26 protein-coding genes are annotated in these 24,148 nt (G+C 42.7%); 7 read left to right on the forward strand and 19 right to left on the reverse strand.

Annotated features, from left to right (window positions below):
* Window positions 1-38: 38 nt before the first annotated feature.
* A complete protein-coding gene (locus tag EIZ39_RS18835; RefSeq protein ID WP_129201669.1) occupies window positions 39-245 on the forward strand; it encodes a DUF1657 domain-containing protein in 207 nt (68 codons plus the stop codon).
* A 28-nt stretch (window positions 246-273) separates the two neighbouring features.
* On the opposite strand, the gene EIZ39_RS18840 is transcribed toward EIZ39_RS18835, so the two are convergent.
* From EIZ39_RS18840 to EIZ39_RS18880, 9 genes are all read right to left on the reverse strand, one after another.
* Window positions 274-624 (reverse strand): DUF4363 family protein, encoded by a 351-nt coding sequence (locus tag EIZ39_RS18840; RefSeq protein ID WP_129201671.1) that lies wholly within the window; start codon window positions 622-624, stop codon window positions 274-276.
* 9 nt (window positions 625-633) lie between these two features.
* The gene (locus EIZ39_RS18845) at window positions 634-1,503 is read right to left on the reverse strand and encodes a DUF421 domain-containing protein (RefSeq protein ID WP_164985170.1); all 870 of its coding nucleotides are present in this window, start codon (window positions 1,501-1,503) and stop codon (window positions 634-636) included.
* Window positions 1,504-1,624: 121 nt separating this feature from the next.
* Window positions 1,625-2,044 (reverse strand): acyl-CoA thioesterase, encoded by a 420-nt coding sequence (locus EIZ39_RS18850; RefSeq protein WP_129201675.1) that lies wholly within the window; start codon window positions 2,042-2,044, stop codon window positions 1,625-1,627.
* Between the two features lie 76 nt (window positions 2,045-2,120).
* Window positions 2,121-3,086 carry an acetyl-CoA carboxylase carboxyl transferase subunit alpha gene (accA, locus tag EIZ39_RS18855; RefSeq protein WP_129201677.1) on the reverse strand — a complete coding sequence of 322 codons (966 nt, stop codon included), beginning with the start codon at window positions 3,084-3,086 and terminating at the stop codon, window positions 2,121-2,123.
* Entirely contained in the window at window positions 3,086-3,967 is an 882-nt protein-coding gene (accD, locus tag EIZ39_RS18860; protein ID WP_129201679.1) for an acetyl-CoA carboxylase, carboxyltransferase subunit beta, read from the reverse strand. Before accD ends, accA begins: the two co-directional genes overlap by 1 nt.
* A 42-nt stretch (window positions 3,968-4,009) precedes the next feature.
* Window positions 4,010-4,192 (reverse strand): glutamate decarboxylase, encoded by a 183-nt coding sequence (locus EIZ39_RS18865; RefSeq protein WP_129201681.1) that lies wholly within the window; start codon window positions 4,190-4,192, stop codon window positions 4,010-4,012.
* A gap of 14 nt (window positions 4,193-4,206) precedes the next feature.
* Window positions 4,207-4,905 carry a FadR/GntR family transcriptional regulator gene (locus EIZ39_RS18870; RefSeq protein WP_129201683.1) on the reverse strand — a complete coding sequence of 233 codons (699 nt, stop codon included), beginning with the start codon at window positions 4,903-4,905 and terminating at the stop codon, window positions 4,207-4,209.
* A gap of 96 nt (window positions 4,906-5,001) precedes the next feature.
* Entirely contained in the window at window positions 5,002-6,234 is a 1,233-nt protein-coding gene (gene ystJ / locus EIZ39_RS18875; RefSeq protein WP_129201685.1) for an NADP-dependent malic enzyme, read from the reverse strand.
* Window positions 6,235-6,355: 121 nt separating this feature from the next.
* Complete coding sequence (locus EIZ39_RS18880; RefSeq protein ID WP_129201687.1) at window positions 6,356-9,772, reverse strand: DNA polymerase III subunit alpha; 3,417 nt, start codon at window positions 9,770-9,772, stop codon at window positions 6,356-6,358.
* 127 nt (window positions 9,773-9,899) lie between these two features.
* Here EIZ39_RS18880 and EIZ39_RS18885 point away from each other — a divergent pair, with 127 nt between their 5' ends.
* The 4 genes from EIZ39_RS18885 (at window position 9,900) to EIZ39_RS18900 (ending at window position 11,393) form a co-directional block, all read left to right on the forward strand.
* Window positions 9,900-10,223, forward strand: coding sequence for a YtrH family sporulation protein (locus EIZ39_RS18885; protein WP_129201689.1), 324 nt, complete (start codon window positions 9,900-9,902; stop codon window positions 10,221-10,223).
* Window positions 10,223-10,720, forward strand: a complete 498-nt coding sequence (locus EIZ39_RS18890) for a sporulation membrane protein YtrI (RefSeq protein ID WP_129201691.1) — start codon at window positions 10,223-10,225, stop codon at window positions 10,718-10,720. The genes EIZ39_RS18885 and EIZ39_RS18890 overlap by 1 nt, the downstream gene beginning before the upstream one ends.
* A 108-nt stretch (window positions 10,721-10,828) precedes the next feature.
* The gene (locus EIZ39_RS18895; protein ID WP_129201693.1) at window positions 10,829-11,011 is read left to right on the forward strand and encodes a YtzJ family protein; all 183 of its coding nucleotides are present in this window, start codon (window positions 10,829-10,831) and stop codon (window positions 11,009-11,011) included.
* A 97-nt stretch (window positions 11,012-11,108) separates the two neighbouring features.
* Complete coding sequence (locus EIZ39_RS18900) at window positions 11,109-11,393, forward strand: YtpI family protein (RefSeq protein WP_129201695.1); 285 nt, start codon at window positions 11,109-11,111, stop codon at window positions 11,391-11,393.
* Window positions 11,394-11,583: 190 nt separating this feature from the next.
* Here EIZ39_RS18900 and EIZ39_RS18905 read toward each other — a convergent pair whose 3' ends face one another.
* The 10 genes from EIZ39_RS18905 to EIZ39_RS18950 form a co-directional block, all read right to left on the reverse strand.
* Window positions 11,584-12,867: a TRAP transporter large permease gene (locus EIZ39_RS18905; protein WP_129201697.1), complete on the reverse strand. Its 1,284-nt coding sequence runs from the start codon at window positions 12,865-12,867 to the stop codon at window positions 11,584-11,586.
* Window positions 12,868-12,882: 15 nt separating this feature from the next.
* Window positions 12,883-13,425, reverse strand: coding sequence for a TRAP transporter small permease (locus EIZ39_RS18910; RefSeq protein WP_129201699.1), 543 nt, complete (start codon window positions 13,423-13,425; stop codon window positions 12,883-12,885).
* Between the two features lie 14 nt (window positions 13,426-13,439).
* Window positions 13,440-14,477 carry a TRAP transporter substrate-binding protein gene (locus EIZ39_RS18915; protein WP_129201701.1) on the reverse strand — a complete coding sequence of 346 codons (1,038 nt, stop codon included), beginning with the start codon at window positions 14,475-14,477 and terminating at the stop codon, window positions 13,440-13,442.
* A 123-nt stretch (window positions 14,478-14,600) separates the two neighbouring features.
* The gene (locus tag EIZ39_RS18920) at window positions 14,601-15,914 is read right to left on the reverse strand and encodes a DRTGG domain-containing protein (protein WP_129201703.1); all 1,314 of its coding nucleotides are present in this window, start codon (window positions 15,912-15,914) and stop codon (window positions 14,601-14,603) included.
* 157 nt (window positions 15,915-16,071) lie between these two features.
* Window positions 16,072-16,356: a hypothetical protein gene (locus EIZ39_RS18925; protein ID WP_129201705.1), complete on the reverse strand. Its 285-nt coding sequence runs from the start codon at window positions 16,354-16,356 to the stop codon at window positions 16,072-16,074.
* Window positions 16,357-16,428: 72 nt separating this feature from the next.
* Window positions 16,429-17,073 (reverse strand): tRNA (guanosine(46)-N7)-methyltransferase TrmB, encoded by a 645-nt coding sequence (trmB, locus tag EIZ39_RS18930; protein ID WP_129201707.1) that lies wholly within the window; start codon window positions 17,071-17,073, stop codon window positions 16,429-16,431.
* Between the two features lie 49 nt (window positions 17,074-17,122).
* On the reverse strand, window positions 17,123-18,376 hold the full coding sequence (locus EIZ39_RS18935) for a M48 family metallopeptidase (protein WP_129201709.1): 1,254 nt from the start codon (window positions 18,374-18,376) through the stop codon (window positions 17,123-17,125).
* A gap of 119 nt (window positions 18,377-18,495) precedes the next feature.
* Window positions 18,496-19,314 (reverse strand): C40 family peptidase, encoded by an 819-nt coding sequence (locus EIZ39_RS18940; protein WP_129201711.1) that lies wholly within the window; start codon window positions 19,312-19,314, stop codon window positions 18,496-18,498.
* A gap of 285 nt (window positions 19,315-19,599) precedes the next feature.
* Entirely contained in the window at window positions 19,600-20,292 is a 693-nt protein-coding gene (locus EIZ39_RS18945) for a metal-dependent hydrolase (RefSeq protein WP_129201713.1), read from the reverse strand.
* A 44-nt stretch (window positions 20,293-20,336) separates the two neighbouring features.
* Window positions 20,337-21,446, reverse strand: a complete 1,110-nt coding sequence (locus EIZ39_RS18950; RefSeq protein ID WP_483296059.1) for a DUF445 domain-containing protein — start codon at window positions 21,444-21,446, stop codon at window positions 20,337-20,339.
* 148 nt (window positions 21,447-21,594) lie between these two features.
* On the opposite strand from EIZ39_RS18950, the gene EIZ39_RS18955 reads away from it, so the two are divergent.
* Window positions 21,595-23,037: a YheC/YheD family endospore coat-associated protein gene (locus EIZ39_RS18955; RefSeq protein WP_164985171.1), complete on the forward strand. Its 1,443-nt coding sequence runs from the start codon at window positions 21,595-21,597 to the stop codon at window positions 23,035-23,037.
* An 8-nt stretch (window positions 23,038-23,045) separates the two neighbouring features.
* Window positions 23,046-24,137, forward strand: coding sequence for a YheC/YheD family endospore coat-associated protein (locus EIZ39_RS18960; RefSeq protein ID WP_129201720.1), 1,092 nt, complete (start codon window positions 23,046-23,048; stop codon window positions 24,135-24,137).
* Window positions 24,138-24,148: the final 11 nt, after the last annotated feature.

Here is a 24,148-nt window from a genome sequence, read left to right on the forward strand (position 1 = left end):
GCTGATACAAGCAAACTAATCCTGGAGGTGGTTCATAGATGACAGTAGGTACCAAAATTCAGCAAACCCTTGCTAGTGCAGAAGGAGTTAAGGCCAACCTTACCTCATTTGCGCTAGAAACCAATGATCAACAGGCCAAACAAATGTATAGTCAGTTAGCCCAATCGATGGAAAATATCGTTACCACTCTAAAGGATCGGGTAAGTTACGTGGAGCAACAAGAACCCCAATATAAACAGCAATAATTAATTAGGGGCCCATGCCCCTAGTTTGCTATAGACTAGCAAGGGTTTGCCAAAGCTGTTTTAATCTTTCTACTTCAGCTAAAGCCACCGTCTTATCTTCCTCCTTGACATAGACCTTAAATTGTTCGATGGCAATGTCCATCTGTGTCATTTCATCTGAGCTCGCATTTAGACTAATTCTTTTTCGGATTGACCCCCACCCATCAGATAGTTCATTGCCAATTTTTTGGGCTTCTCTCCAATTATCTTTTGAAATTTCTTTCTCAGCCTTTAAAATCCAACTTTTTATATCTTGCTGTTCGGTCATAGGTACCTTAAATGGATTCACACAAGACACTAACAACATTAATAGAACAAGTAATATGCTTAATCTCCTCAAGGTGATCACCTAACTCTTAACTTTGGAAATATGAGTTTCCACTTGACGAATCATTTTATCTAGTTGCCGTTTCATTTTATAATAATCCTTCTTCACTTTTTCATCCTCCGTAAGTAAGCTGAATTGATGAAAGTCTGCATGCAATTGATAAAATTGACTTAAGATATGCTCATATCCAGGATTTAAGTTTTCTCTCCAATCCTCCTTGCGGTCAACAAAGAATTGATCATGGCTATCAAGTTGGGCAAGGAATACTTCCTTTTCATCTTGTATTCCTTGTTCTCTAAGCTTACCTATAAGCCATGTTCTGTCCAACCCAGCTTCTATCAGCGCTTGTGAGTTGACGACCCCATCTTTAATAAAGGTGATAGAGTTTTGTTCACTACGTACAGGAAGATTCATATCACTTGCGGTTAAAGGCCTCTTATTCGACTTAGGCATAACACTTAATTGGCCATTCACTTCCATAATGGCAAATTCCACATCAGCTACTGCAAAAATATTTTTTTGACGTAATAACATCATGAGCTGGTCTAAATCAAGACGTTCTTTACGCAAGTTATGGTCGACGATACGCCCGTTTCGAATAAGAACCCTAGGTTCTCCTTGAATATATCTTCTCATTATCGGACTCTTCAAGCCAATGATAGCGAAGGCAATGGGGATAACCGCCCAAACTGCCATTCCAAATATTCCATTCATTGATTGAATATCCAGTTCTATCGACATTGCAGAAGCGATAGAACCAATTGTGATGCCAACTAAATACTCAAATACAGTCAGCTGAGACAATTGTTGTTTCCCAATTAGCCTAGTAAAGAAAAAAAGGATAAAAAAGGCAGCTAAAGAACGTATAAGTACTAACATGGTTATCGACACGGACATCTCACCTCACTTTAATATCCTTCCCTATATTTGTGTCATATTTCCAATAGTTTTCCCCTTATTTTTCTCAACTCAAAAAAAAAGACCTCTCTAATGAGAAGTCTTCAAAATAGCTTTATTCGATGCCATCAATAATCATGCGATACAGCTCTGGCATCTTTGATCTTAGGTTTACAGGCTTGAGATCTGTAGTTGCAAAGACGTGTTGTGTCCATCCCTCAGCCAACAATTGATCATCCTTAACGCGCTTAACCTGATATTTAAACGTCAGTCGAACACCCTTAAGCTCACTCACGGTTGTCTCAACTTTTAACTCGTCTTCATATTTCGCCGCTTGTATGTATTTACATTGAACTTCCAAAACCGGCAGCAAGATGCCCATCTGCTCCAGATGAGAATAAGAAATACCTAGCTCTCTAATGTAATCGGTCCTTCCAATCTCAAACCACACTAAGTAATTCGCATGATAGACTACCTTCATTTGGTCTGTCTCTTGATATCTTACTCTTACCCTTGATTCCACTGTTCTTGGCATGCTCTCTCTACTCCTCTACTAAAAAGATAAAACCAAGCCCAATTTTTTAGGACCTGGTCGAATCTCTCTTAACACCTTAATTATTAATAAGAGTCGTAAATTGACCCATAGATGCAAATTTCTCATAGCGTTCTTTCTTTAACTCATCAGCAGACTTCGTTTTTAGTTCCTTTAAATGAACCAGTATGGCTTCCTTCATCAGCTCAGCCTGCTTCGAAACCTCTCTGTGCGCTCCGCCAAAAGGTTCAGGAATAATCGCATCAATAACCCCTAATTCCTTAAGATCTTTAGCGGTAATCTTCATATGCTCAGCTGCTCTCTGCGCTAAGCTCGAATCCTTCCAAAGGAGAGCCGCTGCTCCTTCTGGGGAAATGACAGAGTAAAAGGAGTTCTCTAGCATAAGGATTCGATTACCCATACCAAGAGCAAGGGCCCCACCGCTTCCGCCTTCTCCTGTCACGATGCAGATAATCGGTACCGATAGACCAGCCATCTCCCTTAAATTTCGGGCAATCGCTTCACTCTGACCTCTCTCCTCCGCTGCAATCCCTGGATATGCTCCTGGAGTGTTGATTAAACAGATAATCGGGCGGTTAAATTTATCCGCTTGATGCATTAGACGGAGAGCTTTTCTATAACCTTCAGGGTGCGGCATCCCAAAGTTTCTAGCAATATTATCTTTGGTATCCTTCCCCTTCTGATGACCAATAATGGTAATCGGCTGCCCTTCTAGTTTAGCAATTCCGCCAACAATAGCTGCATCATCTCCGAAAACTCGGTCACCATGGAGCTCTATAAAATCAGTGCAAAGATACTTAATATAATCAAGTGTCGTAGGTCTTTCCGGGTGACGGGCGATTTGGACTCGTTGCCATGGAGTAAGGTTACCGTAGATTTCCTTTTGAAGAGCACGGGCTTTTTCCTCCAGCTTTGCAATTTCATCTGTAAAATCTATTCCCTTTTCCTCTGTAAACTTACGTAACTCCGCTATTTTATTCTGCAATTCTACAAGGGGCTTCTCAAACTGCAAATCACCAGCCATTAGATCTTCCCCCTTACCGTATGAATGTCTAGAATCTTGCCGAGGAAGTTTCTCATATCCTTGCGATGAACAACCTGATCAAGCTGGCCGTGCTGGAGAAGAAACTCTGCCGTTTGAAAATCCTTCGGGAGCTCCTGACGAATGGTTTGTTCTATAATTCGACGTCCTGCAAACCCGATAAGCGCCCCTGGCTCGGCTAAATTATAATCTCCTAACGTAGCAAAGCTTGCAGAAACCCCACCCGTCGTGGGATTCGTCATGATCGAAATAAATAAACCACGCTCTTCATGGAGTTTTGCAAGACCTGCGCTTGTTTTCGCCATCTGCATCAGACTAAGCACACCTTCCTGCATTCTCGCTCCCCCGGAAGCGGAAAACAGAATAAAAGGGTATTTTTTCTCAATAGCTCTTTCAATGGCTCTAAAAATCTTTTCGCCAACAACCGAACCCATACTCCCCATACGGAAGCGCGAATCCATTACCCCAATGACTACAGGATGACCCATAATTGTCCCTTCTCCTGTTAATACTGCTTCATTGAGATTCGTCTTCTCCATATCCTTCTCTACCTTATCTAAGTAGTCAGGGAAGGATAAGGGATCTACTGAAATCATATCACTATCATACTCAAAGAAATGACCTTCATCTAAGGTCGCATGAATACGTTCGAAGGAGTTCATGGCAAAATGATGACCACATGAAGAACATACCTTCAAATTCTTCTCTAATTCTTTTGTATAAGAAATGGAACCGCACTGGGTACATTTGACCATTAGTCCTTCCGGAATTTCCTTCTTTTCCACGGGAGATGGTTGTTCTGTAGTCAGAGGGCTAGAAATCGTTGCGTACTTCTTTCTCTTATAAAAGATATCTTTTAACAAAACATACACCTCTTATCAAACGAACTCGAGGTTCGAAAGTTTTTACTGCAAGATAGAACTTAGAATTTCTTGAATCTCTTCTAGTTCCGTCTCTGGAACAAGGACTTCGAAATGTTTAGACACTGACGCTTGTCTAATTTTGACTAAAAACCCTTCAGCAGTTAGCCTATCCTGGATCTTCTCTGCCATCTTAGCGCTAGGAGCTATATAAATTACTGTCCACATTTTGGGTCCTCCCATCAAAAACGTCCATCACTGATATCATGCACTAACTTGTGGGTTAGATGCTCCCTCATCCGCTCTTCGGCCTGTTCCGGATTCCGGTTTCGGATGGATTCAAGTATTCCTCTATGCTGCTCTATCATCAATTCTAATGTGACTTCGTTGGTTAGAGAATTTTCCCTTATCGTTTTACTGTATTCTATTATGGGAATCCAGATTCGTTGCAGAACTGAATTCCTGCTGGCTCGAGCGATAGCACGGTGAAACTCAAAGTCCTCTTCGACCGGTGAGAGTCCAGAACGTATCTTATCCTCCGCATCTAAGATAGACTGTTCCATAATTTGAATATACTTATCATTCGCTCGCGTGCATGCTAAGCGTACGGCGTCTAGTTCTAGTATCATCCTCATCTCGGATAAATCTTTGGTGGCCTTTCTATCGCGTAATAAATAGTAACCTAGAATATCAAACAGTTTATTATGGCGGTAATGCTCGATGAAAGTCCCTTCTCCCCTTCGGGTTGTGATTAACCCTAACAGCTCGAGTGCCCTGAGTGCTTCCCGGACCGATGATCTCCCTACCTTCAGTCGTTCGGAGAGCTCCCGTTCCGAAGGAAGTTTGTCACCGGGGCGAAGATTGTCTTCTTCTACAATTCGGTTCAATTCCAGTAATATACCATGGTAGACTTTATCCCCTGTAGAAGGACCAATTAGCATAGGGACACCTCGCTTTCAAACGGAATGAAGAAATAAATGATTAGAACAGATAACAGGAAAAGAAGGAAATCTAATGATTCCCTTACTCTTTAAACACTATTTGATCGTTGCTAAGCCTAACGTTTTTTCTTTAATTTCCTGTGGATCTACTTTCAAGCGAGAAACGCCGCTATCCATGGCCGCTTGAGCAACAGCCGACGCAACATGGGCTGCCACTCTTGGATCGAAAGGATTCGGTATGACATACTCTTCATTTAACTCGCTAGCGGAAACTAGATCTGCTATAGCATAAACTGCAGCAATCTTCATGGCTTCATTGATTTGCGTTGCCCTGACATCCAGTGCTCCTCGGAAAATTCCAGGGAAAGCCAGAACATTATTGACTTGGTTAGGAAAGTCAGATCTACCTGTTCCTACAACTCGTGCTCCTGCTTCCAACGCATCGACTGGCATGATCTCTGGATCAGGATTAGCCATAGCAAAGATAATTGAATCCCGATTCATGGACTCGACCATGGCCTTCGTTACAGCGCCTTTCACGGACACGCCAATAAACACATCCGCCCCCACCATCGCGTCAGAGAGCGATCCAACTCGATTGGACTTATTCGTTAATTTTGCCATCTGTTCTTTAATAGGATTCATTCCATTGGGTCTTCCGTCATAAATAATTCCCTTCGTATCGCACAAGAGAACATCCTTGACCCCCATACTCAACAACAATTTAATAACAGCTATTCCAGCCGCTCCAGCTCCGTTAACGACAACTTGGATCTCTTCCATAGACTTGTCTACAATCTTCAATGCATTAATAAGACCGGCCGCTGTTACAATAGCGGTCCCATGCTGATCATCATGGAAAACAGGGATATCGCACTCCTTCTTGAGACGTTCTTCTATGGCGAAGCATTGCGGTGCAGCAATATCTTCAAGATTAACGCCTCCAAAGGTTGGAGCTAACATTTTCACACTTTCTACAATCTTGTCCACATCTGAAGTGGATAAGCAAAGTGGGAAAGCATCGACACCCGCAAAAGACTTAAACAATACGGCTTTACCTTCCATTACCGGCATCGCCGCCTGCGGCCCGATATTTCCCAATCCTAATACAGCCGTTCCGTCCGAAACTACAGCAACTAGATTTCCCTTCATAGTGTAGTCATAGACTTTACTCTCGTCTTCAAAGATCTCTTTGCAAGGTTCTGCAACGCCAGGAGAATAAGCAAGACTTAGGTCTTGTGCATTCTTTACTGCAACCTTAGAGTGCACTCCAAGTTTGCCTTGACTTTCTTTATGCATTTGCAGAGCTGCCTCACGTAGTTTGGACACGGGTTACCCTCTCCTTACCGAAGTGGTCTGACCACTTGTTTCTTTTCCATAATTATAGCAGAAGTTATGCCCAAGTAAACTGTAAATTAATCGATAATTTCCGACCTATTGCGTCAGGTCACTATTTCGCCCATTCTTTCACGATTACTGATCCCTTGCCGACAAGGTTTTCAAGATCTTCAATCAAAGTCGGATGAATCTCAACGTTATATTTTTCCTGAAGCTTTTTGGTTTCCTTGCTTGTCTCATAATACAGATAAACCTCTGAGACTCCGGAATAATTTAGTACCGCGCTTTGGACATCTAGCAATTTACTTGATTTCTCCACCTCTTCTGAGAGTCGAATGAAAAGAGCTTTCTTCCTTGGCTCAGAACTCGATAGCGGCAGGCTTAACATATCCCACGCTCTCTGTACAATCAGCTTGACCTGATCTTCTTGGCTTTCCACTTTCCCTTGAACGACGAGTAACTTGCCTCGCTTCCACAGAGAAGGATCTTTTTCATATACGTTTGGAAAAACCACCATCTCAAGTCCAGACACCTTGTCCTCTAGCGTAGCAAAGGCCATCGGTACTCCTTTACGAGTATTAATCACTCTGCACTCCACCACCATGCCTGCGACCATGACATTCTGTTTACCATGTAGACTTTGATCTAAGCTATTTAGGGGAGTAATTTCCTTACGGTAGAGAATCGAATCATACTCATCTAGTGGGTGCCCTGACACAAATAAACCAAGAAGTTCCTTCTCAAGATTGAGAAGCTCTTTTTTCGTAAATGGAGGGATCTCTGGAAAGTCCACTTCACTTTCCTTTGCCTGTTCATTAGAAAACAAGCTGAATTGTCCATTCGACTGACTCTTTCTTAAATTTTGCCCAATTTCTATAACAACATCTAGTACGGACAATTTTTGAGCGCGGTGTCCAGGTAAACGATCCAATGCACCACTCTGTACAAGGGCCTCTAGTGTTCTTCGATTGCTGACCTTAGGATCCACACGCCGGCAAAAATCGGATAGACTGCTAAACGCTCCTCTTAGCTCTCTTTCTTGTAAGATCAATTGCACGGCTTGTACTCCCACGTTTTTTATTGCGGATAAGCCAAATAAGATACCCTTTCCATTCATAGAGAACAAAGACTGACTGTCGTTAATATCAGGAAGAAGAACTGGTATTCCTCTTTTTCTGCTTTCCTCAACGTACTCAGCAACCTTCACAGCATTACCTGCAGCTAGACTTAAACAAGCGGTTAGGAATTCTTGAGGATAGTTTGCTTTTAGGTAAGCCATTTGATAAGCAATTAAACTATACGCAGCGCTATGACTGCGATTAAACCCATAATCCGCGAATCGCACAATAAGATCATATAATTCTTGTCCAATGGACTCAGGGTAACCTTGCTGCACACACCCCGAGACAAATTGTGTCCGCTGTTGTTCCAGCACGTCTCTTTTCTTTTTGGATACGGCACGGCGCAAAACATCAGCCTCTCCTAAGGAATAACCAGCCATCTTCGATGCAATCTGCATAATTTGTTCTTGGTAAATGATAAAGCCATACGTATTTTTTAAGATAGGCCGTAGATCTTCATGAATATAGCTTACTTGCTTCCGCCCGTTTTTTGCCGCAGCAAAGTCCGGAATAATATCCATAGGCCCGGGGCGATATAAGGCCAGAATTGCGATGATATCCTCTAGAGAGGTCGGCTTTACTTCGCGTAAAGCATTTCTCATCCCAGAAGATTCAAGCTGGAATATCCCGGTTGTATCACCATGGGCAAGCATTTTATACGTTTTTTCATCCTCATGGGAAATTTGAGTTAATTGAAACTCCTGATCAGCATGTCTTCTTATAAGATCTAAGGTGTATTCAATAATGGTCAAATTTCTTAACCCCAAGAAATCCATCTTAAGCAAACCGATTTCCTCAAGGTGCTCCATAGAATATTGGGTAAGCGAATGACCTTCATTTCCTTGCTGCAGGGGTACATAGTTCGTAAGAGGATCTTTGGAAATAACAATTCCAGCAGCATGAGTACTTGCGTGACGAGGAAGACCTTCAATTCCCTTGGCGAAGCCGATTAGCTTCTGAACGACTTCACTCTCATCATAAGCTTTTTTTAACTCAGGAACTGTCTTTACCGCTTCCTCAAGCGTCATCCCTTGAGAAATATATTTAGCCGTTTGATCCACTATATTTGCGGGGTAGTTCATTACCCTCCCAACATCACGGATGGCCGCCCGAGCTGCCATCGTTCCGAAGGTAATAATCTGCGCTACGTATTCTCTTCCATATTTTTGCGATACATACTCGATGACTTCCCCACGTCTTTCCACTTCGAAGTCAATATCAATATCCGGCATGCTAATTCGTTCCGGGTTAAGGAATCTTTCGAATAGCAGCTCATATTTTAATGGATCAACATTCGTAATATCCAAGGTGTAGGCTACAAGGCTACCCGCAGCAGAACCCCTTCCAGGACCCGTAACAATTTTCTGCTGATGGGCAAATCTCATGAAATCCCAGACGATTAAAAAGTAGTCAGAGAACCCCATCTTCTCAATCACGGATAGCTCATAGGATAATCTCTGCCTCGCTTCTTCCGTTGGTGTACCGTAACGATTCACTAGTCCTTGTTCACACAATCTCTTAAGATATGCGGGGGCCGTATCTTCTAGAGGCAGTGGAAACTTAGGAAGTATATACTGACCAAACGGAATCTTTACCTCGCAACGATCAGCAATGAGCGCGGTATTATGAACAGCCTCCTTAGCATAGGGGAAGAGCTTTATCATATCTTGTTGACTCTTCAAGTAGAATTGATCATTCGGAAATCTCACGCGACTCGAATCTGTGATTAACTTTCCACTGCCAATGCAAAGTAAAATATCATGATTTAAAGAATCCCCTGCTTCTAGATAGTGAACACTGTTTGTCGCAATCAGTGGTACACCAGTTTCCTTGCTGCAATGAAGCAATCTCTGATTCAGCATGCGTTGGTCTTCGAGACCATGATCCTGCAATTCTAAGTAAAAGTTTCCCTGCCCGAAGATAGCTTCATATTCCCTCACCGCCTCCGCAGCAGCAGAAATATTGCGATCCTGAAGATAGTGCTGGATCTCTCCAGTTGGTCCGGAACTGAATGCAATAAGGCCCTCTGCGTAGTTTTTCAGTAGAGCCTTATTGACTCTAGGCTTACCGTATGTTGTACGTGTGTGAGCCTCGGTTACGAGCTTCAGCAGATTTTGATAACCTTTATTATTTTCTGCAATCATGACCAGGGAATAACGTTTTTCATCCCGTACCCGATCAAGGAGGTCCCCTGAAATGACATCTATAGTAACTCCTAGAAGGGGTTTAATACCATGACGCAGACAGCTTTTATAAAATGGGATCATCCCGTACATTGTTCCATAGTCGGTGATGGCCAAAGCCTCCATACCTAGATCCTTAGCTTTTTTAACAAGGGCTTCGATTCTGCAAGCCCCTTCTAGCAAGCTATATTCACTATGGACTCGCAAATGGACAAAACGCTCCAAACGTCTCTCCCCTCTCTATCAAGCTTAAGATTTGCCTTTTATTATACATCAAGTGTCCAATCAATTATCATAATCCTCCATACCTGTCCATAAGAATATAAGGATACTAAAAAGGAAGTGGTTATCCTTGACTCTACTAGCAAATGTCATTCTCCATTTTTTCATTGCATTCGGCATCGTCGTAGGTGGTTCCTTAATGGGAGCTATGGGATCGTTCCTTGTCAGGCAGCCTCCCTTAAGCAATATGATGGCACTATCGGAGAAGCTAAAAATATGGGGGCTTGTTGGAGCACTAGGTGGAACCTTCGACTCGTTTATGCAAATCGAACGTGTCTTTAGCGATGGGCAGTTATCTGACATCATCAAACAGATCATCTTAATTATTAGTGCTTTCGCTGGAGCTTATAGCGGATTTGTTCTCATTAAGTGGCTCGGGAAGATCGAAGGCTAATGAGAATTCCAAGTCGACAAACCTATAGACAATGGATTCGGTATGAGATGATTTTCTGCCTAGGTATGGTTCTAGGGGCTCTTATCTTCTTATTGTTCTATGGAAAGGAGTTGGACAGACTGCACTTACAGCTCAAGGCCCTAGAAAACGAGAATCAGCACTATATTAACTTGAATAAAAAACACGAAGAACAAAACAAGTCGAACTCTCCACGGAAGCTTACCGTGGAAAATATAGAAATTCATCTCGAGGAACCAAAGCCAGATGATAAGTTTATTGAGTTAGAATTACAGAAACGAATTGGACAAGAAATGAAGTTCATAGAGGGAAAGTCACTTGAGAGCGTCAATGACTTGCACCTATTAATTCGTCAGCACTTTAAGGAACGTACTTACCGATTAGGAGATCGCACCGTAAAGGTTGAATTAAGGACGATAACGATCTATCAAACGGTGCACTTATATCTATTCGCAAAGATCGAACAGCCTACTCCATAAACCTTTTTTTCGAAAATATTGTGACATAATCACCAAACACGTCGAAAAATTCTAAAATATGGTGTAAAATCAAAAGCATGAAAAGGTTACTAAAGGAGGCTGATCACAATGATCATCAATCAACGTGACATGGCTCGCGCAAAACTTGAGCGATTGAAGAATGGTTTTTCCACCTTCTCAGAAACGTACCAAGTGACAGAGTTGCTAGAGAAATATATTAGGGATCAACACCTTCAAGTCCACATTGACCGGACTTCTTTTGGCAATTGGTTTATCCCCATAAAAGACTAAAGGATTAGGCTCAGCCTGTGATAGATGCTGGGCTTTTTTTGTTCCTGCATCCTAGTGTATAATAGAGCCTGACTCTCTAATGAAAGGATAGTATGCCATGGTTCTAACTGGCTTTACGATAGCTTCCCTTTTCTTAACCATCGTGTTTGGCTTCCAATATCGAATGGTTAAGCAGCCTCTCGGACGAAAGATGGGACAAGCACTTATGAATATCTTCATGGGCATTACGTTGATTTTGTTCTCCATTAACCAGTATCTCTTTCCAGACCTCACTACCATCCGTATTGTGATAGCCTCACTCTTACTCTTCTTAGGAGGAGTCAATCTCGTAATGGGGTTGAAGAATTACCGTTATTATAAGGGGCTAGTGGAGAAGAAATAGGTTAGGCAAGTCGGCAGGTCCGTTCGGCGGAGATTACGGGAGGATTTCCGCCTATTTGTCCACTTCTATTAAAAAAGGCGGTAATAATTAAACACCTTCAAAATAAGGCCAACAAAGCAAATAGGCGGAAATCATCCGCCTATTTGCTTTGTAGCGAAAATCCTCCGCTTACCAGGAAATAACCCTTAAATTATGGACCTAGTAGGTTAGGCAGCCACATAGACAACTGAGGGAAATAAGTAATAATTAATAAATCAATCGTAAGTACGAGGATAAAAGGCAAGACCCCTCGAACGAGATGCCCAAAAGAAATATTAGAAATTCCCTGTACAATAAACAAATTCAACCCTACTGGGGGAGTAATTAATCCAATGGAGAGATTAACGACCATGACTAATCCCAAGAAGACAGGGTCAATTCCGACTCCAATAGCAAGGGGAAGAAGTAAAGGAGTTAAGATCGTAATCGCCGCAGACGCGTTAAGCAGGCAACCTGCGATAAATAACACTACATTAATCAGCATGAGGATGTAATACTTATTGTCGGTAAGAGCAAGAATCCATGCCGCCAATTTCTGAGGCACTTGCTCAGCGGCTAGCAACCACCCGAACAGGTTGGCCCCAGCAATAATAAACATCACCATCGCCGTCATAATCGCTGCTCTCATAAACACTTCTGGCAGATCCCGCAGCTTTAAATCCTTATAAATAAACATCCCTACAACTAAGGCGTAGGCCGCGGCAATCGCAGCTGACTCCGTAGGAGTAAAAACACCGCCCCGTATACCAACAATAATGATAACGGGCAGCATGAGGGCCCAGACTCCTTCTTTTAGCGACTTCCTGAAAGTAACAACCTCAAATTTGCCTTTCTCCTTGTCATACCCTTTCTTTCTTGCAATATAATAATTGAGAGCCATGATAGACAGGCCAATAAGAATTCCGGGTATAATACCAGCGGTAAATAGAGCTCCAATAGATACTCCGGCTGTTACTCCATAAACAATCATAGGAATACTTGGAGGAATGACCACAGCAATTGTTCCAGCCGTTGCAACCGTAGCAGAAGCAAACCCTTTGTCGTAGCCTTTTTTCTCCATGACAGGAATCATCATTTTTCCAACCGCAACCGTATCGGCTGCCCCTGATCCAGAAATCCCGGCAAAAAACATACAAGCTAGTGTAGAAACTTGGGCTAAGCCAGCCCGAACCCACCCCACGCACGCAAAAGCAAAATTAGTAATCCTCTGGGCCATGGTTCCTACCATCATCAATTCTCCAGCCAATAAGAAAAAAGGAATGGCTAACAGAGGGAAAGAATCTACAGCTGTAAAAAGTCGCTGGGAGATCACCGTAAGTGGAATTGTACCGCTGCCCGCAACAAGACCGCCAATAGCTGCCATCGAAAGTGAAATTGCGATGGGCACGCCTATGATCATAAACAGTACTAACAAACCTGAAAGGATTAAGACCATGACAACTCTCCTCCTTTACCCACTCTTTTCTTCCCCTGGGTTTGGGCTTATCCCTTCAAGGAAAAAAACGAGGGCGTGAATCAAGCAAATAAAGGAACAAGCTAGAATCGATAAATACATCCAAGACATACTCATCTGTAAAGATGGCGACAATTGACCATCCGTAATTCTTAGCATGTCATAGCCTTTCACTAACAGTACGGTGAAAAAGACAGCATTCACTGCTTCAACAACCAAGGATAAAGGCCGTTTCAGCCGAACTGGGAGAAAGTTTTTCATGATCTCCACTTGCGCATGCCCCTTGAGTTTATACACAACACCAATACCGAGAAATACAATCCACACAAATAAATAGCGGACAAGTTCCTCTGTCCATGGAAGGTTAAATTGGGAAAAGTTAACAGTGGGGAACCATTGCTTCAGAGTGGAAGATTGCAATACATAGCGGGAGAAGACTTGGTATACGGTTCCTGCAAACGCAACAGCGAAGAAGGTGATCATTATTCTTCTGCTTACCCAATCAAGCATATTACTAATTCGATGAAGAATAGCTTTCACTTGTCCCCCTCCCTTTATTTCGTATTTCTAATCTTTTCGACAAGATCCTTTCCGACTTGGGCTTCAAGCTCAACGTAAACGGGCTCTACAGCCTTCCTGAAGGAATCAATATCAGGATTTTCTTCAATGGACATACCACTTGCTTTTAACTGCTCTAAGAAATTGCCTTCAGATTCCTGCGCCAATTGACGTTGGTAGTCACCCGCTTCTTTTGCTGCTTCTCGTACGGCTTCTTGGAGGTCTGCTGGAAGTTGATCGTATGCTAGCTTACTCATAAGAAAAACAGCAGGATCATACGTATGGCTATTTAACGTTAAATACTTCTGTACCTCGTTAAATTTATTCGTAGCAATCTGAGCTAATGGATTCTCTTGACCATCTACCACCTTCTGCTCCATCGCTGTATAAAGTTCACCAAAAGGGATAGGAGTAGGAGTAGATCCTAGGGCTTTCACAAAAGAAATATACGCTGGTGATTCCTGTACACGTAATTTTAGGCCCTGTGCATCAGCCGCTGTTTTAATCGGACGAACGTTATTCGTTAGATGACGATATCCATTTTCCCAGAACATGAGATTCAAAATCCCTTTAGACTCCAGATCCTTAGATAATTCATTCCCAATTTCTCCATCAAGCACTTTCAGCGCATGTTCTCTATTCTCAAATAAATATGGCATACTCAGTACATTCATCTTCGGTGCAAAATTGGCTACAGGCGCCACCGAACCGACATGAAGCTGGATCGTCCCTAACTGCAAGCCTTCAATTTGGTCTCTTCCATTTCCCAGCTGGCTGCTTGGAAAGATGTCGACCTGAATTCTTCCTTGACTCTTTTCCTCTAAGATACTTTTAAATTTCTCAGCACCCTTATGATAAGGATGTTCTCCCCCTTGCAAGTGTCCAAACTTAAACACATATTCTGGGGAACTGCTTGAAGACTGACTGCTGTTTACTTGATCCTCAGTACCGGAACTCTGATTACTCCCTCCACATCCGGCTAATAATCCAGCTAAGGCCAGACCTATCATTCCCATCCAAACTGACTTTTTCATAACATCCGCCTCCAATCGAAGTCTTTGGGCTCTGTTCCTTTTGTCATATTTATGCGGTAAGCCCAATCATGTTCTAACTTTTTACAAAAAAAGAGAACCATTCCTGGTTCTCTTCCGAAATCACTATCTCTCTACCACCTGGGTTGTCATCATAGCCTTAGCTACGAGCATTCCTTGATGGAAAACCTCTACTTCAACTTTACCGAACTTCCTACTAATCTCCATCACGCGTGGCCTGATCTCGATCGCACTCTCAATCTGGACAGGCTTAAGAAAGTAAACAGTAATATTCTCTGGAACCATATCACCCTTACGATGCTGTCTTAATGCTCTGCTTCCGGACTCCGAAACAATCGTCGTTAATACACCACTCGATATCGTCCCCAAGTGGTTCGTCATCTGCGGGGTTACCTCTCCCCTAAAGACAATATTTCCGCCGTCTAGTTTCTCTTCTTCAAACCTTGAAATAATCTGATCAGCAAACGTTTCACCAATCTGCGGTTGCTTCTGAATATATTGCATTGCCTTCAAGACGTCCTGTCTGCTAATCACCCCTAGAAGCTTCTTATGATTGTCTACAACAGGGAGCAATTCAATTCCTTCCCACACCATCATGTGAGCAGCAGAGGCCACGGAGACTCGTGGCATAGCGGTCAGAGGGTTCTTGGTCATGAGCTTATCGATAGCTACATCATCCTCATGTCCCATAACGTCCTTCGTTGTAACGACGCCATGCAGCTTAAGCTGTTCATCTACAACAGGAAAACGTCCATGACCTACCTCTTGAGATAGATTGTGCCAGTCTTTCACTTTACTGTTCGTGTACAAATAATAAGTAGAATCCATCGAGGTAACTATGTCTTCTACCATCACGATCTCTTTCTTGATAAGTCGGTCATAAATCGCTCGATTGATCAATGATGCAACCGTAAAGGTATCATAACTACTAGAGATGATGGGCAATTGTAATTCATCTGCTAGTTGCTTGACATCCTCGCTTGTATCAAACCCCCCTGTAATCAGGACAGCCGCACCATACTGTAACGATAGTTTATGCGCTTGATAACGGTTACCGATAATTAATAAGCTTCCAGGTTCTACGTAACGCATCATTGCTTCTAGCTTCATCGCACCAATGACAAACTTATTGAGGGTCTTGTGTAGACCTTCCCTTCCCCCTACTACATGACCGTCCACAATATTTACAACTTCTGCAAAGGTTAGTTTCTCTATATTCTTCTTCTGTTTCTTCTCAATTCGGACGGTCCCTACCCTCTCAATGGTACTTACGAGACCTTGGACTTCTGCATCCTTAATGGCTCGGTAGGCGGTTCCTTCACTCACATCTAGATCCTTGGCAATTTGTCGAACGGAAATCTTCGATCCCACTTCAAGAATCTCAATGTGTTTGAGTATTTGTTCATGTTTTGTCGCCATTGTGTATCACCCGTTATCTATATGATTAATCCTCGATTTTTTCAAGTCTGTATCAATCTGTTATATTTCATTATAGCGGGATATTATAACAATAACAACTTAAAGAAAAGTAAAGAAAAAAAGAAGCCTTCGTCACATGACAAAGACTCCTTCTTGTTTAGTGGTCAATCGTAATTCGTCTTTTTCTTGATCCTGAAGACTTCCTAGGTGATGATCCCCTCGCATAAGCAATCGTCCTTCCAAGGCTTCTCGTACTTGTACGCGATGGATTTGAGCCGAGAACAAAAAACAAATTGCTTCCTATGACAAGCAGAGCAAAGGCGATCCAAGCCAAGCTAAACCCCGTAGCAAGCTCTGATACCTGAACAGGTAATCTTGGGACGGCGTAAAATACAAGACATAAGGCAAAGACGAGACAGCTTAGGGCACGAAATTTCTTCAACCTCTCACCTTCCTATCGCTTTCCCTGATTATTCATAGAAATATATGTACGAGCCGGACAAGAAATGCCTAACTATTGATAAACCGCCTCTAATCGGTAAATTTTCATTCCACGGCTCACAAACTTCTGTTCATACTCTGTCATCACAGACTTGGCCTCTTCAAATTTACTATTATGAAGGTCAAGAGTAATATTCTTCAAGCGGAAATCATTGTTGCTCAGTTCATTTAGAGAAAACTCAAATAGCTTCTCATTATCCGTCTTTAAGTGTATCTCTTGTCCTCGCTCCAAAATCTTCTTATAACGTTTAAGAAACTCCGTGTGTGTTAGACGACGCTTAGCGTGACCGCTCTTTGGCCAAGGATCGCTGAAATTAAGGAAAATTCTAGACACCTCATCTTCAGCAAACACCTCGTCTATCTTCGTGATATTAAACCATAGAAAAGTGATATTCGTTAATCCTTTATTCGCCGCTTTGCGTACAGCGGAAATAAGAACTTCTTCTCGAACCTCCACACCGATATAATTCACAGAAGGATTCTGTTCAGCTAGCGTTGTAATAAAATTTCCTTTTCCCGTCCCTAATTCTATGTGGATCGGCTGATCATTCCCGAACCATTCCTTCCATTGACCACGGTTTTTTTCCGGATCAAGGACGACTAGGCGTCCGTAGCTTACTATTTCATCTTTTACCCAAGGTTTTTTACGCAATCTCATCTATTAATGGCTCCTATCTATTCAGCTTCGACTAAAGTATACTTTTTGTTTATTTTGCCTGTCCATAATCTTTTACGAATAATATCCGTTCATGTAGTGTAGGGTGCCCATAGAGAAAATACTTTACTAATGGTGGCGGATTCACTTCTGACTTTCCCTCGACAGCCAAACGTTGAAAAGTTCGAACTGCTGCGTCAGAATCCTGCATCATCTCCATGGCATAGATATCTGCCGCTCTCTCGTATTGTCTTGATACCGCATTCTGTACAGGCATGGAGAGAAAAGATAAGACCGATATCAGCAACAGAATAATAGGAAGAGAAGAAATGTCCCCCACCCTAGGGATTCCCCAAGCCTGCCCAAAGCGTCGAACAGTCCATTCCAAGAGGTAAAAGATTACAAAAAGCGCCGCTAAAATCATAAAAACAGTCCCAACAAAAAGCCAAATCATATGATTAAGAACGTAATGTCCAATTTCATGTGCCATGATAAAGAGAATTTCATCTTTTTCAAGCTTGTCGAGCGTAGTGTCCCACAAGACAATCCTCGTATTATTCCCGATTCCGTTGACATAGGCATTCAAGGCATTCGTCTTTTTGGACATATCAACTTCATAAACCTGTTCGACAGGTACGTTTGCCCTATCTGCTAAGAAAAGGATTTCCTCTTTCAACTGCTGATCTTTAAGAGGCGAGAATTTGTTAAAAACCGGATCGAGAACTACAGGCTGAATATACATAAAGAACAAGGCAATAGGAATAGATGCCGTCCAGCACCATAGCCACCATCGGCGAGGGCTTTTTCTTATTAACCAGTATAGAAGCCAAATAATAGGGCTGCTCATGATTACGGAAAGAGCAAAGGCTTTAAGCTTATCCAATCCCCAACTTGCGAAGGGCTCATTTGTCATGCCATACTCATGTCTTAGTTGAAATGTAAAATAATCCTGGGGAAAATGCAGCAAGGAAGTAGTTAAAGTTAATATGAACACAAAAAGAACCACTTGAAAAAAACTCCCCTTAACCTTCCCCACCCATCTTTGATAGACCGAAGCTAGCCCCGAACCCAGAATCAAGAGGTAAAATCCCCATTCCAAGGGACCACCAATAAAGAACATCATATTTCTAATCCTGGAATAGGAAACAGACTGCTCCATTTGATATGAATTCATAAAGGTCGCGGGATCAGAAGGGCCACCAATGGAATCTGGCGGTAACGAGCTTGGTGTATACAATAAGTACCAAGCTATTAACAAGCCATATATAGCAAGTAAAGTCGTGTATAGAATATAAAACTTTCGCACGTACAAACCCTCCCTTTCATTCTCTTTTTTAAGTTTTGTCAAGTTTACGCTCTTTCAAGCGTCAAAAGAACAAGAAAGAGCCACTTCAGCTTGGAAGTGACTCAATCTTTCAGTATGTATTATTTTTGGGATACGGTAAGAACCCGCTTAGCCCCGTAGTACTTATAGTGATTAAAATACCAATTCAAATCACTTACTTCTACCTTGCGAGTAGCAGAATGAATCATCTTGTTGTTCCCTATGTAGATTCCAACATGAGAAATTCGTCCCTTCTTCATGGTGTCAAAGAAGAGAAGATCACCAACACGAAGATTCTTACGATCTACCTTGGTTCCAGCCGAGAACTGCTGAGCAGAAGACCTAGGAAGCTTAACCCCCATCTTCCCCATGACATAACTGGTAAAACCGCTGCAATCAAACCCCTTCGGAGTCGTTCCACCATTGCGGTAAGGCGTACCGGCAAGACCAACAGCGAGCGTCTTCATACGGCTAAGAAGCATCTCTAAAGCACGGGAAGAGTCTTCTTGATTCGCCGATAGGTACTCTGAAGCAACGTACCCGATCTGCTCACCAACCTTGACCTTCGACCACTTTCCATTAATCTCTAGGAGTTCTGCCTTCGTCCCGCGTTCGAGTACCGTTACAACATTCGAATCTTGAGACTCTACTTCCCTTACATTTAACTTGTCGGCATTAATGTAGACCATTTTTTTGGCTTTGGAGCTTTGCTCTTCCACTGTGGGAATGACTAGCTTCTGGTTTACGCTAAGAAAGTCGGATTCAAGTCCGTTAACTTCAATCAGCTTCTCTACACTGACTCCATACTGAGCTGCGATACCAGAAAGTGTATCACCTGATCCTACAGTATGGTCTTCGGCGTATGCTGAAGAAGCTATAAGTAGCGTAGCAAGAAGGAATCCGGCTAATCTCTTCTTCATTAGTTCACCACCATAATTCCAATCCTATTATTCGATGAATCTACTAACCTACTAAATACCTCTCTAGTATACTCTATTTTCGACAAAATGGACAGCTTTTCCTGTAAAGTTTACTAAATTTTTTCACTTCTCTTGAAAAAGCATTAAACTTTTGTCGGAAAATTATACTAGTTCAAAAGGACAAAAAAAGGAGTGGCCAGGAGGGCCACTACATATTAATTAAGGGGGTTTTCATCGTATGTTTATCATACATAAACAATATTACAAGGATGTTACAGCCAAATTTCAATTTAATGAAAAAACATCTCCTGGTTCTGCAACCAGGCCATCTAGACCCTTTGCCCTTAATTTCTCCACGAAAGCATGACCATCCTGCTTAATTAGTCCGAAGGTATTATAGTGAATAGGAACAACCTTCTTCGCTCGGATCCATTCGGCAGCAATAAGTGCATCCTCAGGTCCCATCGTAAAATTATCACCGATAGGAAGAAAAGCCAAATCAATGCAATTTAACTCTCCCAATATTTTCATATCCCCAAACAGACCCGTATCTCCTGCATGGTAAATGACTTTATTATCAATAGTTAGCAAGAGTCCACAAGGCATTCCGGCATAGATGATCTTCTGCTCATCTGCGAAGGTTAGCCCCGAACTATGAAAGGCTTGTGTAAACTTTACTTTCCCAAAGTCAAATGTTCTCGAACCGCCTGTATTCATTCCGTGCACTTCAATACCCTGCCATGAAAAATAGGTAGCCAGTTCATGGGTGGCAATGACCGTGGCGTTATTCGCTTTTGCAATGGTAAGGACGTCATCCATATGGTCACTATGTCCATGAGTGAGTAGAATATAGTCCACCTTGACATCTGCTGCCTTCGTCTTGGCTAGCGGGTTATTTGTAATAAAAGGATCAATAATTAGAGACTTCCCAAGACGCGTGATCTGAACAGTCGAATGGCCATGAAAAAGGATTTCCATTTTTATTCCCCCTATCATTTTTTCGGTAAAGTTCTACAACATCCTTATCTTAGCAAGTATACCAAACCTGCTTGTACAGCACCAATAAGTCCCCCTAGAACAGCCCCAAGGATCGTAATCATCCGAAGCTCCTTACCGGTAATACTTACAATCATCTCTTCTAACTTATTTACAGGGAAAGCTTCTACTTGGGCGGCCGCAATTTGGGTGAGGTTAATCTTCTTTAATCCTTCTTCCAGATGTGTCTCTACCCAGGATAAGGCAGTATTTACGATGGAGGGGACTGCTTCTTCTATGTACGGCAACACAGGCTGCAATAACACGCACAGCTTTAGACCGCCGATTCTCTCCACATGGATCACGCGATCTACGAGAAATCTTAGTGCTTTCTCTACCTTGTCATGCCCCATCCACGTAATAACTTCACCTACTTGCTTCTTGTACAGGGCTTTAAACTCTTGTTGCAGGATGAAGCCTAATTTGGCCTGAAGCTCTTCATTTCGCAGGGCTGCTTCTAATGAAGCACTCACTTTAGAAATCACTTTCTCATCTGATAAGAGCATAGAGGCAAAACCGCCAAACATCCCAAGACCTCCTACCAGCTGCGAAAGCATCTGACGGATCATTGCTTCTCCTTCTTGTGAACCTAAGAAACGAGAGATTTTCTCTAATAAAAACGGAGCAGCATCAGCAATTCTTTCCTCTAAGCTGTCCTTTAATTCATCTGAGAGCAACTCATCTAGGGTAAGATAACTAGTCTGGGTTATCCTCTGAGATAAATGAACGACCAATTGGCCTTTGATCTTCTCGCCTAATTCTTCCGTGAGGGGCATCCCCCACTTCGTCATCAAGTCCTGGAGCGTTTCTTCTGAACGGGCACATACGCCTACTTTCTCCAAGAGCCAACGCTGAATCTCTGCATCAAACTGACCTTTGCGAAGCATGGAACGAACGCCTTCCGGTGTAATAAGAAAGTTCTCCACCAACTTTCCCATCTGCTGTGCTAGGTCATCATGCCTCTTCGGAATAAGTCCTGGTGTAAACGGAACTCTCCATTTTCCAATATAGATAGCCTTATATGGCCTAAACAGCATTCGTATAGCTAACTCGTTTGTCATGCCTCCAATTAGGGCTCCAATCCCCATCTGAATCATTAACAACAATGGCCATGACACGATTTTCTTCAACTCCTCTCTATTATACTTGGGTCCCCTAGTTGTGCTAATGCCTACTATTTTCACCAAGGTATTAATGCCCTCATACTATACATTAATTGAAAGCCTATTGGGAAGGGGAATATGCATGTCTCATATTTGCGCCGGAATACAACTAGATGAAAAGTCGGACTTCCCTTCTGGGACTCACTTGCTCATTAGTCCTAAGATCCAGCAAGCCTTACAGCTCCCTCTGCGTTCCCCTATTACTCTTCAATTGGGGCAGAAATCCACCACCTGCATCATACAAACCTTTTCTAGCACGGGCTCCCTAGTCCGTATTCGAAAAGATCTAGCTGAATACCTTCATCTGCCGGATGGAATCCAATTGAATATGCGATACGATAATAGACTGCGCAGAATTGTTCTCGGCCCTGTTCTAGGAGTTCTTATTTCCACCTTAATCCGTACTCCTGAGGGGATCTTCGGATCCGCTTCCTCCTTTTGTAAGGAACTTGTTCAAGGGGCTAAAAGCAAAGGTATTCTAGCTTATATCTTTACCTTAAAGGATCTGGACAATGATAATCAGACCGCTAAAGGGTGGAGATGGGAAAATAACAAGTGGGTTCAGAAGACCATGCCTTATCCTGATACTATCTATAATCGGTTAGCTTCTCGCAAGGACGAGAATCGCTCTGAAGCTCAAGATTGGATTTCCGGGTTGAAAAAGAAAGGCGTAACCTTCTTTAATGAGCACTTCCTAAACAAGTGGCAGGTTCACCAAGCCCTAAGCAACATGAAAGAAGCTGCCCTCTACCTTCCTTCAACACAAATGCATAAAGGCTACGCCACGGTAAAGGAAGCCGTAGACAAATTCCCGCAGGTTTACCTAAAACCCACCAACGGCAGCTTAGGAAAAGGCATCTACCGCATAACACGCAGTGGCAATCGATTTACCTGTCAATATTCTACAATGAGTGGAAGCGTCAGAAAAGAGTTTTCAAAACTCAGTGACCTTTATTCTTCCATTTCACCTAAGATTTCACGTATTCCTTATCTGGTCCAACAAGGATTGAAATTAGTTCGCGTCAATGGCAATCCGCTCGATTTCCGCTCCCTAGTCCAGAAGGATTCATCAGGAAAGTGGGCTGTTACCTCCATTGTCGGCAGAATTGGTCAAGATCAATCCATCGTCTCCAACTTAGCTCGCGGAGGCACCATTATGCCCGTAGCTAAGGCTCTCATCGCGGCCTCACCTTGGCAAGGTCCAAAGCCAAAAACAAAACAACTCAAAGCGATCTCTACCACACTCGCCGAAAGCTTAGAATCCTCGATGCAAGGGCACTTCGCTGAATTGGGTATTGATTTAGCTGTAGATACGCAAGGAAAAGTATGGCTCCTAGAGATCAATGCGAAGCCTTCCAAGAATGATGATCAAGTATTATCAGAGCAGAAGAAAACCCGCCCTTCTGTAAAGAAACTTCTAGAATATGTATTGCATCTTCACGGGTCAGGTAAATCATCTCATCGTGGACCAGGAGGTTTCATGCAAGTGGCAGCAAGGAAAACTTCTAAACGAAGGAAAAGGTGAAGGACTCTATGGAGAACTCCGCTTTAGGCATCATGACTGTGCATGCTCCTGGTAAACCTCCCTTTCCAGAGCGCGTTTTTTTTCGAAGACTTATTGAAAGGGGTCAGAAGGAAGGGATTTCGGTTATTGTCTTTCACCCGACTGCAATCCATTTTGAAACGCAAAAATTAAACGGCTTTACTCTTGATCAGAAAGGGAAGTGGCAGACGATAACAGCCCCTATTCCCCCTTTCATCTACGATCGTTGTTTCTACTTAGGTACCAAGTATAACCGAACCTATAAACCGCAGATCGACAGGTTACTCTCCTTGAAAGGAATCCGCTTCCTCGGGGTGGGGTTAAAAGGCAAGTGGCAAATGTATCAGCTGGTGAAAAATCACCCCACACTCGCCTCTTATCTCCCACCCACTGAAAGGGTAGAAAATCTAGATCAAATACAGTCCTGGCTTCAGCGATATCCCTCTATTATTCTCAAACCCATGAGCGGATCACTTGGCATCGGAGTGATGAAGGCGAGTAAATCCAACAGTGCGATAATCGTGGAAGGCCGTGGCAAGAATAACGTTCCTTTTCGAAAAAGCTTCAAATCGTTTCAAAGCTTCTGTACTTTTTTCAAGTCGCGTATTGAAAGATGGAAATATCTTATTCAGCCTTACTTGACGTTAAAAACGCAGCATGGAGTTCCCTTTGACGTTCGGTTACTCGTTCAAAAAGATGGAACTGGACAATGGGTAACAACAGGTTCCGCTATACGAATGGGGCAGTCAAAAAGCATTACTTCCAATCTTCACGGAGGGGGCAAGGCTTTCTCCTTTCATCAGTTTTTGGAGCAATACTATACCCCTGTGCAAGCTGAAAAAATCAATTCAAAGATCGCAATCATAGAGAGAACACTTCCCAAATATCTTGAGAAACATCATGGACCACTTGTGGAAATAGGCATTGATATTGGCATAGATAGCGACCAGAACGTATGGCTCATCGAAGTCAACTCAAAGCCTGGCAGACAGATTTTTGAGCAGCTTCAAGATAAAGAGGCCGTCCTGAAATCTCAATTGAGTCCACTCTATTATGCGAAATATCTAATGCGATCCTACTAGGAGGGTAAGAG

Source organism: Ammoniphilus sp. CFH 90114 (assembly GCF_004123195.1).
GTDB lineage: Bacteria > Bacillota > Bacilli > Aneurinibacillales > RAOX-1 > YIM-78166.

What these genes read in the sequence shown, in the direction of transcription:
- EIZ39_RS18835 (WP_129201669.1), top strand. Translation starts at nt 39, where the DNA reads ATGACAGTAGGTACCAAAATTCAGCAAACCCTTGCTAGTGCAGAAGGA.
- EIZ39_RS18850 (WP_129201675.1), bottom strand. Translation starts at nt 2,044, where the DNA reads ATGCCAAGAACAGTGGAATCAAGGGTAAGAGTAAGATATCAAGAGACA.
- accA (WP_129201677.1), bottom strand. Translation starts at nt 3,086, where the DNA reads ATGGCTGGTGATTTGCAGTTTGAGAAGCCCCTTGTAGAATTGCAGAAT.
- EIZ39_RS18865 (WP_129201681.1), bottom strand. Translation starts at nt 4,192, where the DNA reads ATGTGGACAGTAATTTATATAGCTCCTAGCGCTAAGATGGCAGAGAAG.
- EIZ39_RS18870 (WP_129201683.1), bottom strand. Translation starts at nt 4,905, where the DNA reads ATGCTAATTGGTCCTTCTACAGGGGATAAAGTCTACCATGGTATATTA.
- EIZ39_RS18890 (WP_129201691.1), top strand. Translation starts at nt 10,223, where the DNA reads ATGAGAATTCCAAGTCGACAAACCTATAGACAATGGATTCGGTATGAG.
- EIZ39_RS18895 (WP_129201693.1), top strand. Translation starts at nt 10,829, where the DNA reads ATGATCATCAATCAACGTGACATGGCTCGCGCAAAACTTGAGCGATTG.
- EIZ39_RS18900 (WP_129201695.1), top strand. Translation starts at nt 11,109, where the DNA reads ATGGTTCTAACTGGCTTTACGATAGCTTCCCTTTTCTTAACCATCGTG.
- EIZ39_RS18905 (WP_129201697.1), bottom strand. Translation starts at nt 12,867, where the DNA reads ATGGTCTTAATCCTTTCAGGTTTGTTAGTACTGTTTATGATCATAGGC.
- EIZ39_RS18915 (WP_129201701.1), bottom strand. Translation starts at nt 14,477, where the DNA reads ATGAAAAAGTCAGTTTGGATGGGAATGATAGGTCTGGCCTTAGCTGGA.
- EIZ39_RS18920 (WP_129201703.1), bottom strand. Translation starts at nt 15,914, where the DNA reads ATGGCGACAAAACATGAACAAATACTCAAACACATTGAGATTCTTGAA.
- trmB (WP_129201707.1), bottom strand. Translation starts at nt 17,073, where the DNA reads ATGAGATTGCGTAAAAAACCTTGGGTAAAAGATGAAATAGTAAGCTAC.
- EIZ39_RS18940 (WP_129201711.1), bottom strand. Translation starts at nt 19,314, where the DNA reads ATGAAGAAGAGATTAGCCGGATTCCTTCTTGCTACGCTACTTATAGCT.
- EIZ39_RS18945 (WP_129201713.1), bottom strand. Translation starts at nt 20,292, where the DNA reads ATGGAAATCCTTTTTCATGGCCATTCGACTGTTCAGATCACGCGTCTT.
- EIZ39_RS18950 (WP_483296059.1), bottom strand. Translation starts at nt 21,446, where the DNA reads ATGATTCAGATGGGGATTGGAGCCCTAATTGGAGGCATGACAAACGAG.
- EIZ39_RS18955 (WP_164985171.1), top strand. Translation starts at nt 21,595, where the DNA reads ATGTCTCATATTTGCGCCGGAATACAACTAGATGAAAAGTCGGACTTC.
- EIZ39_RS18960 (WP_129201720.1), top strand. Translation starts at nt 23,046, where the DNA reads ATGGAGAACTCCGCTTTAGGCATCATGACTGTGCATGCTCCTGGTAAA.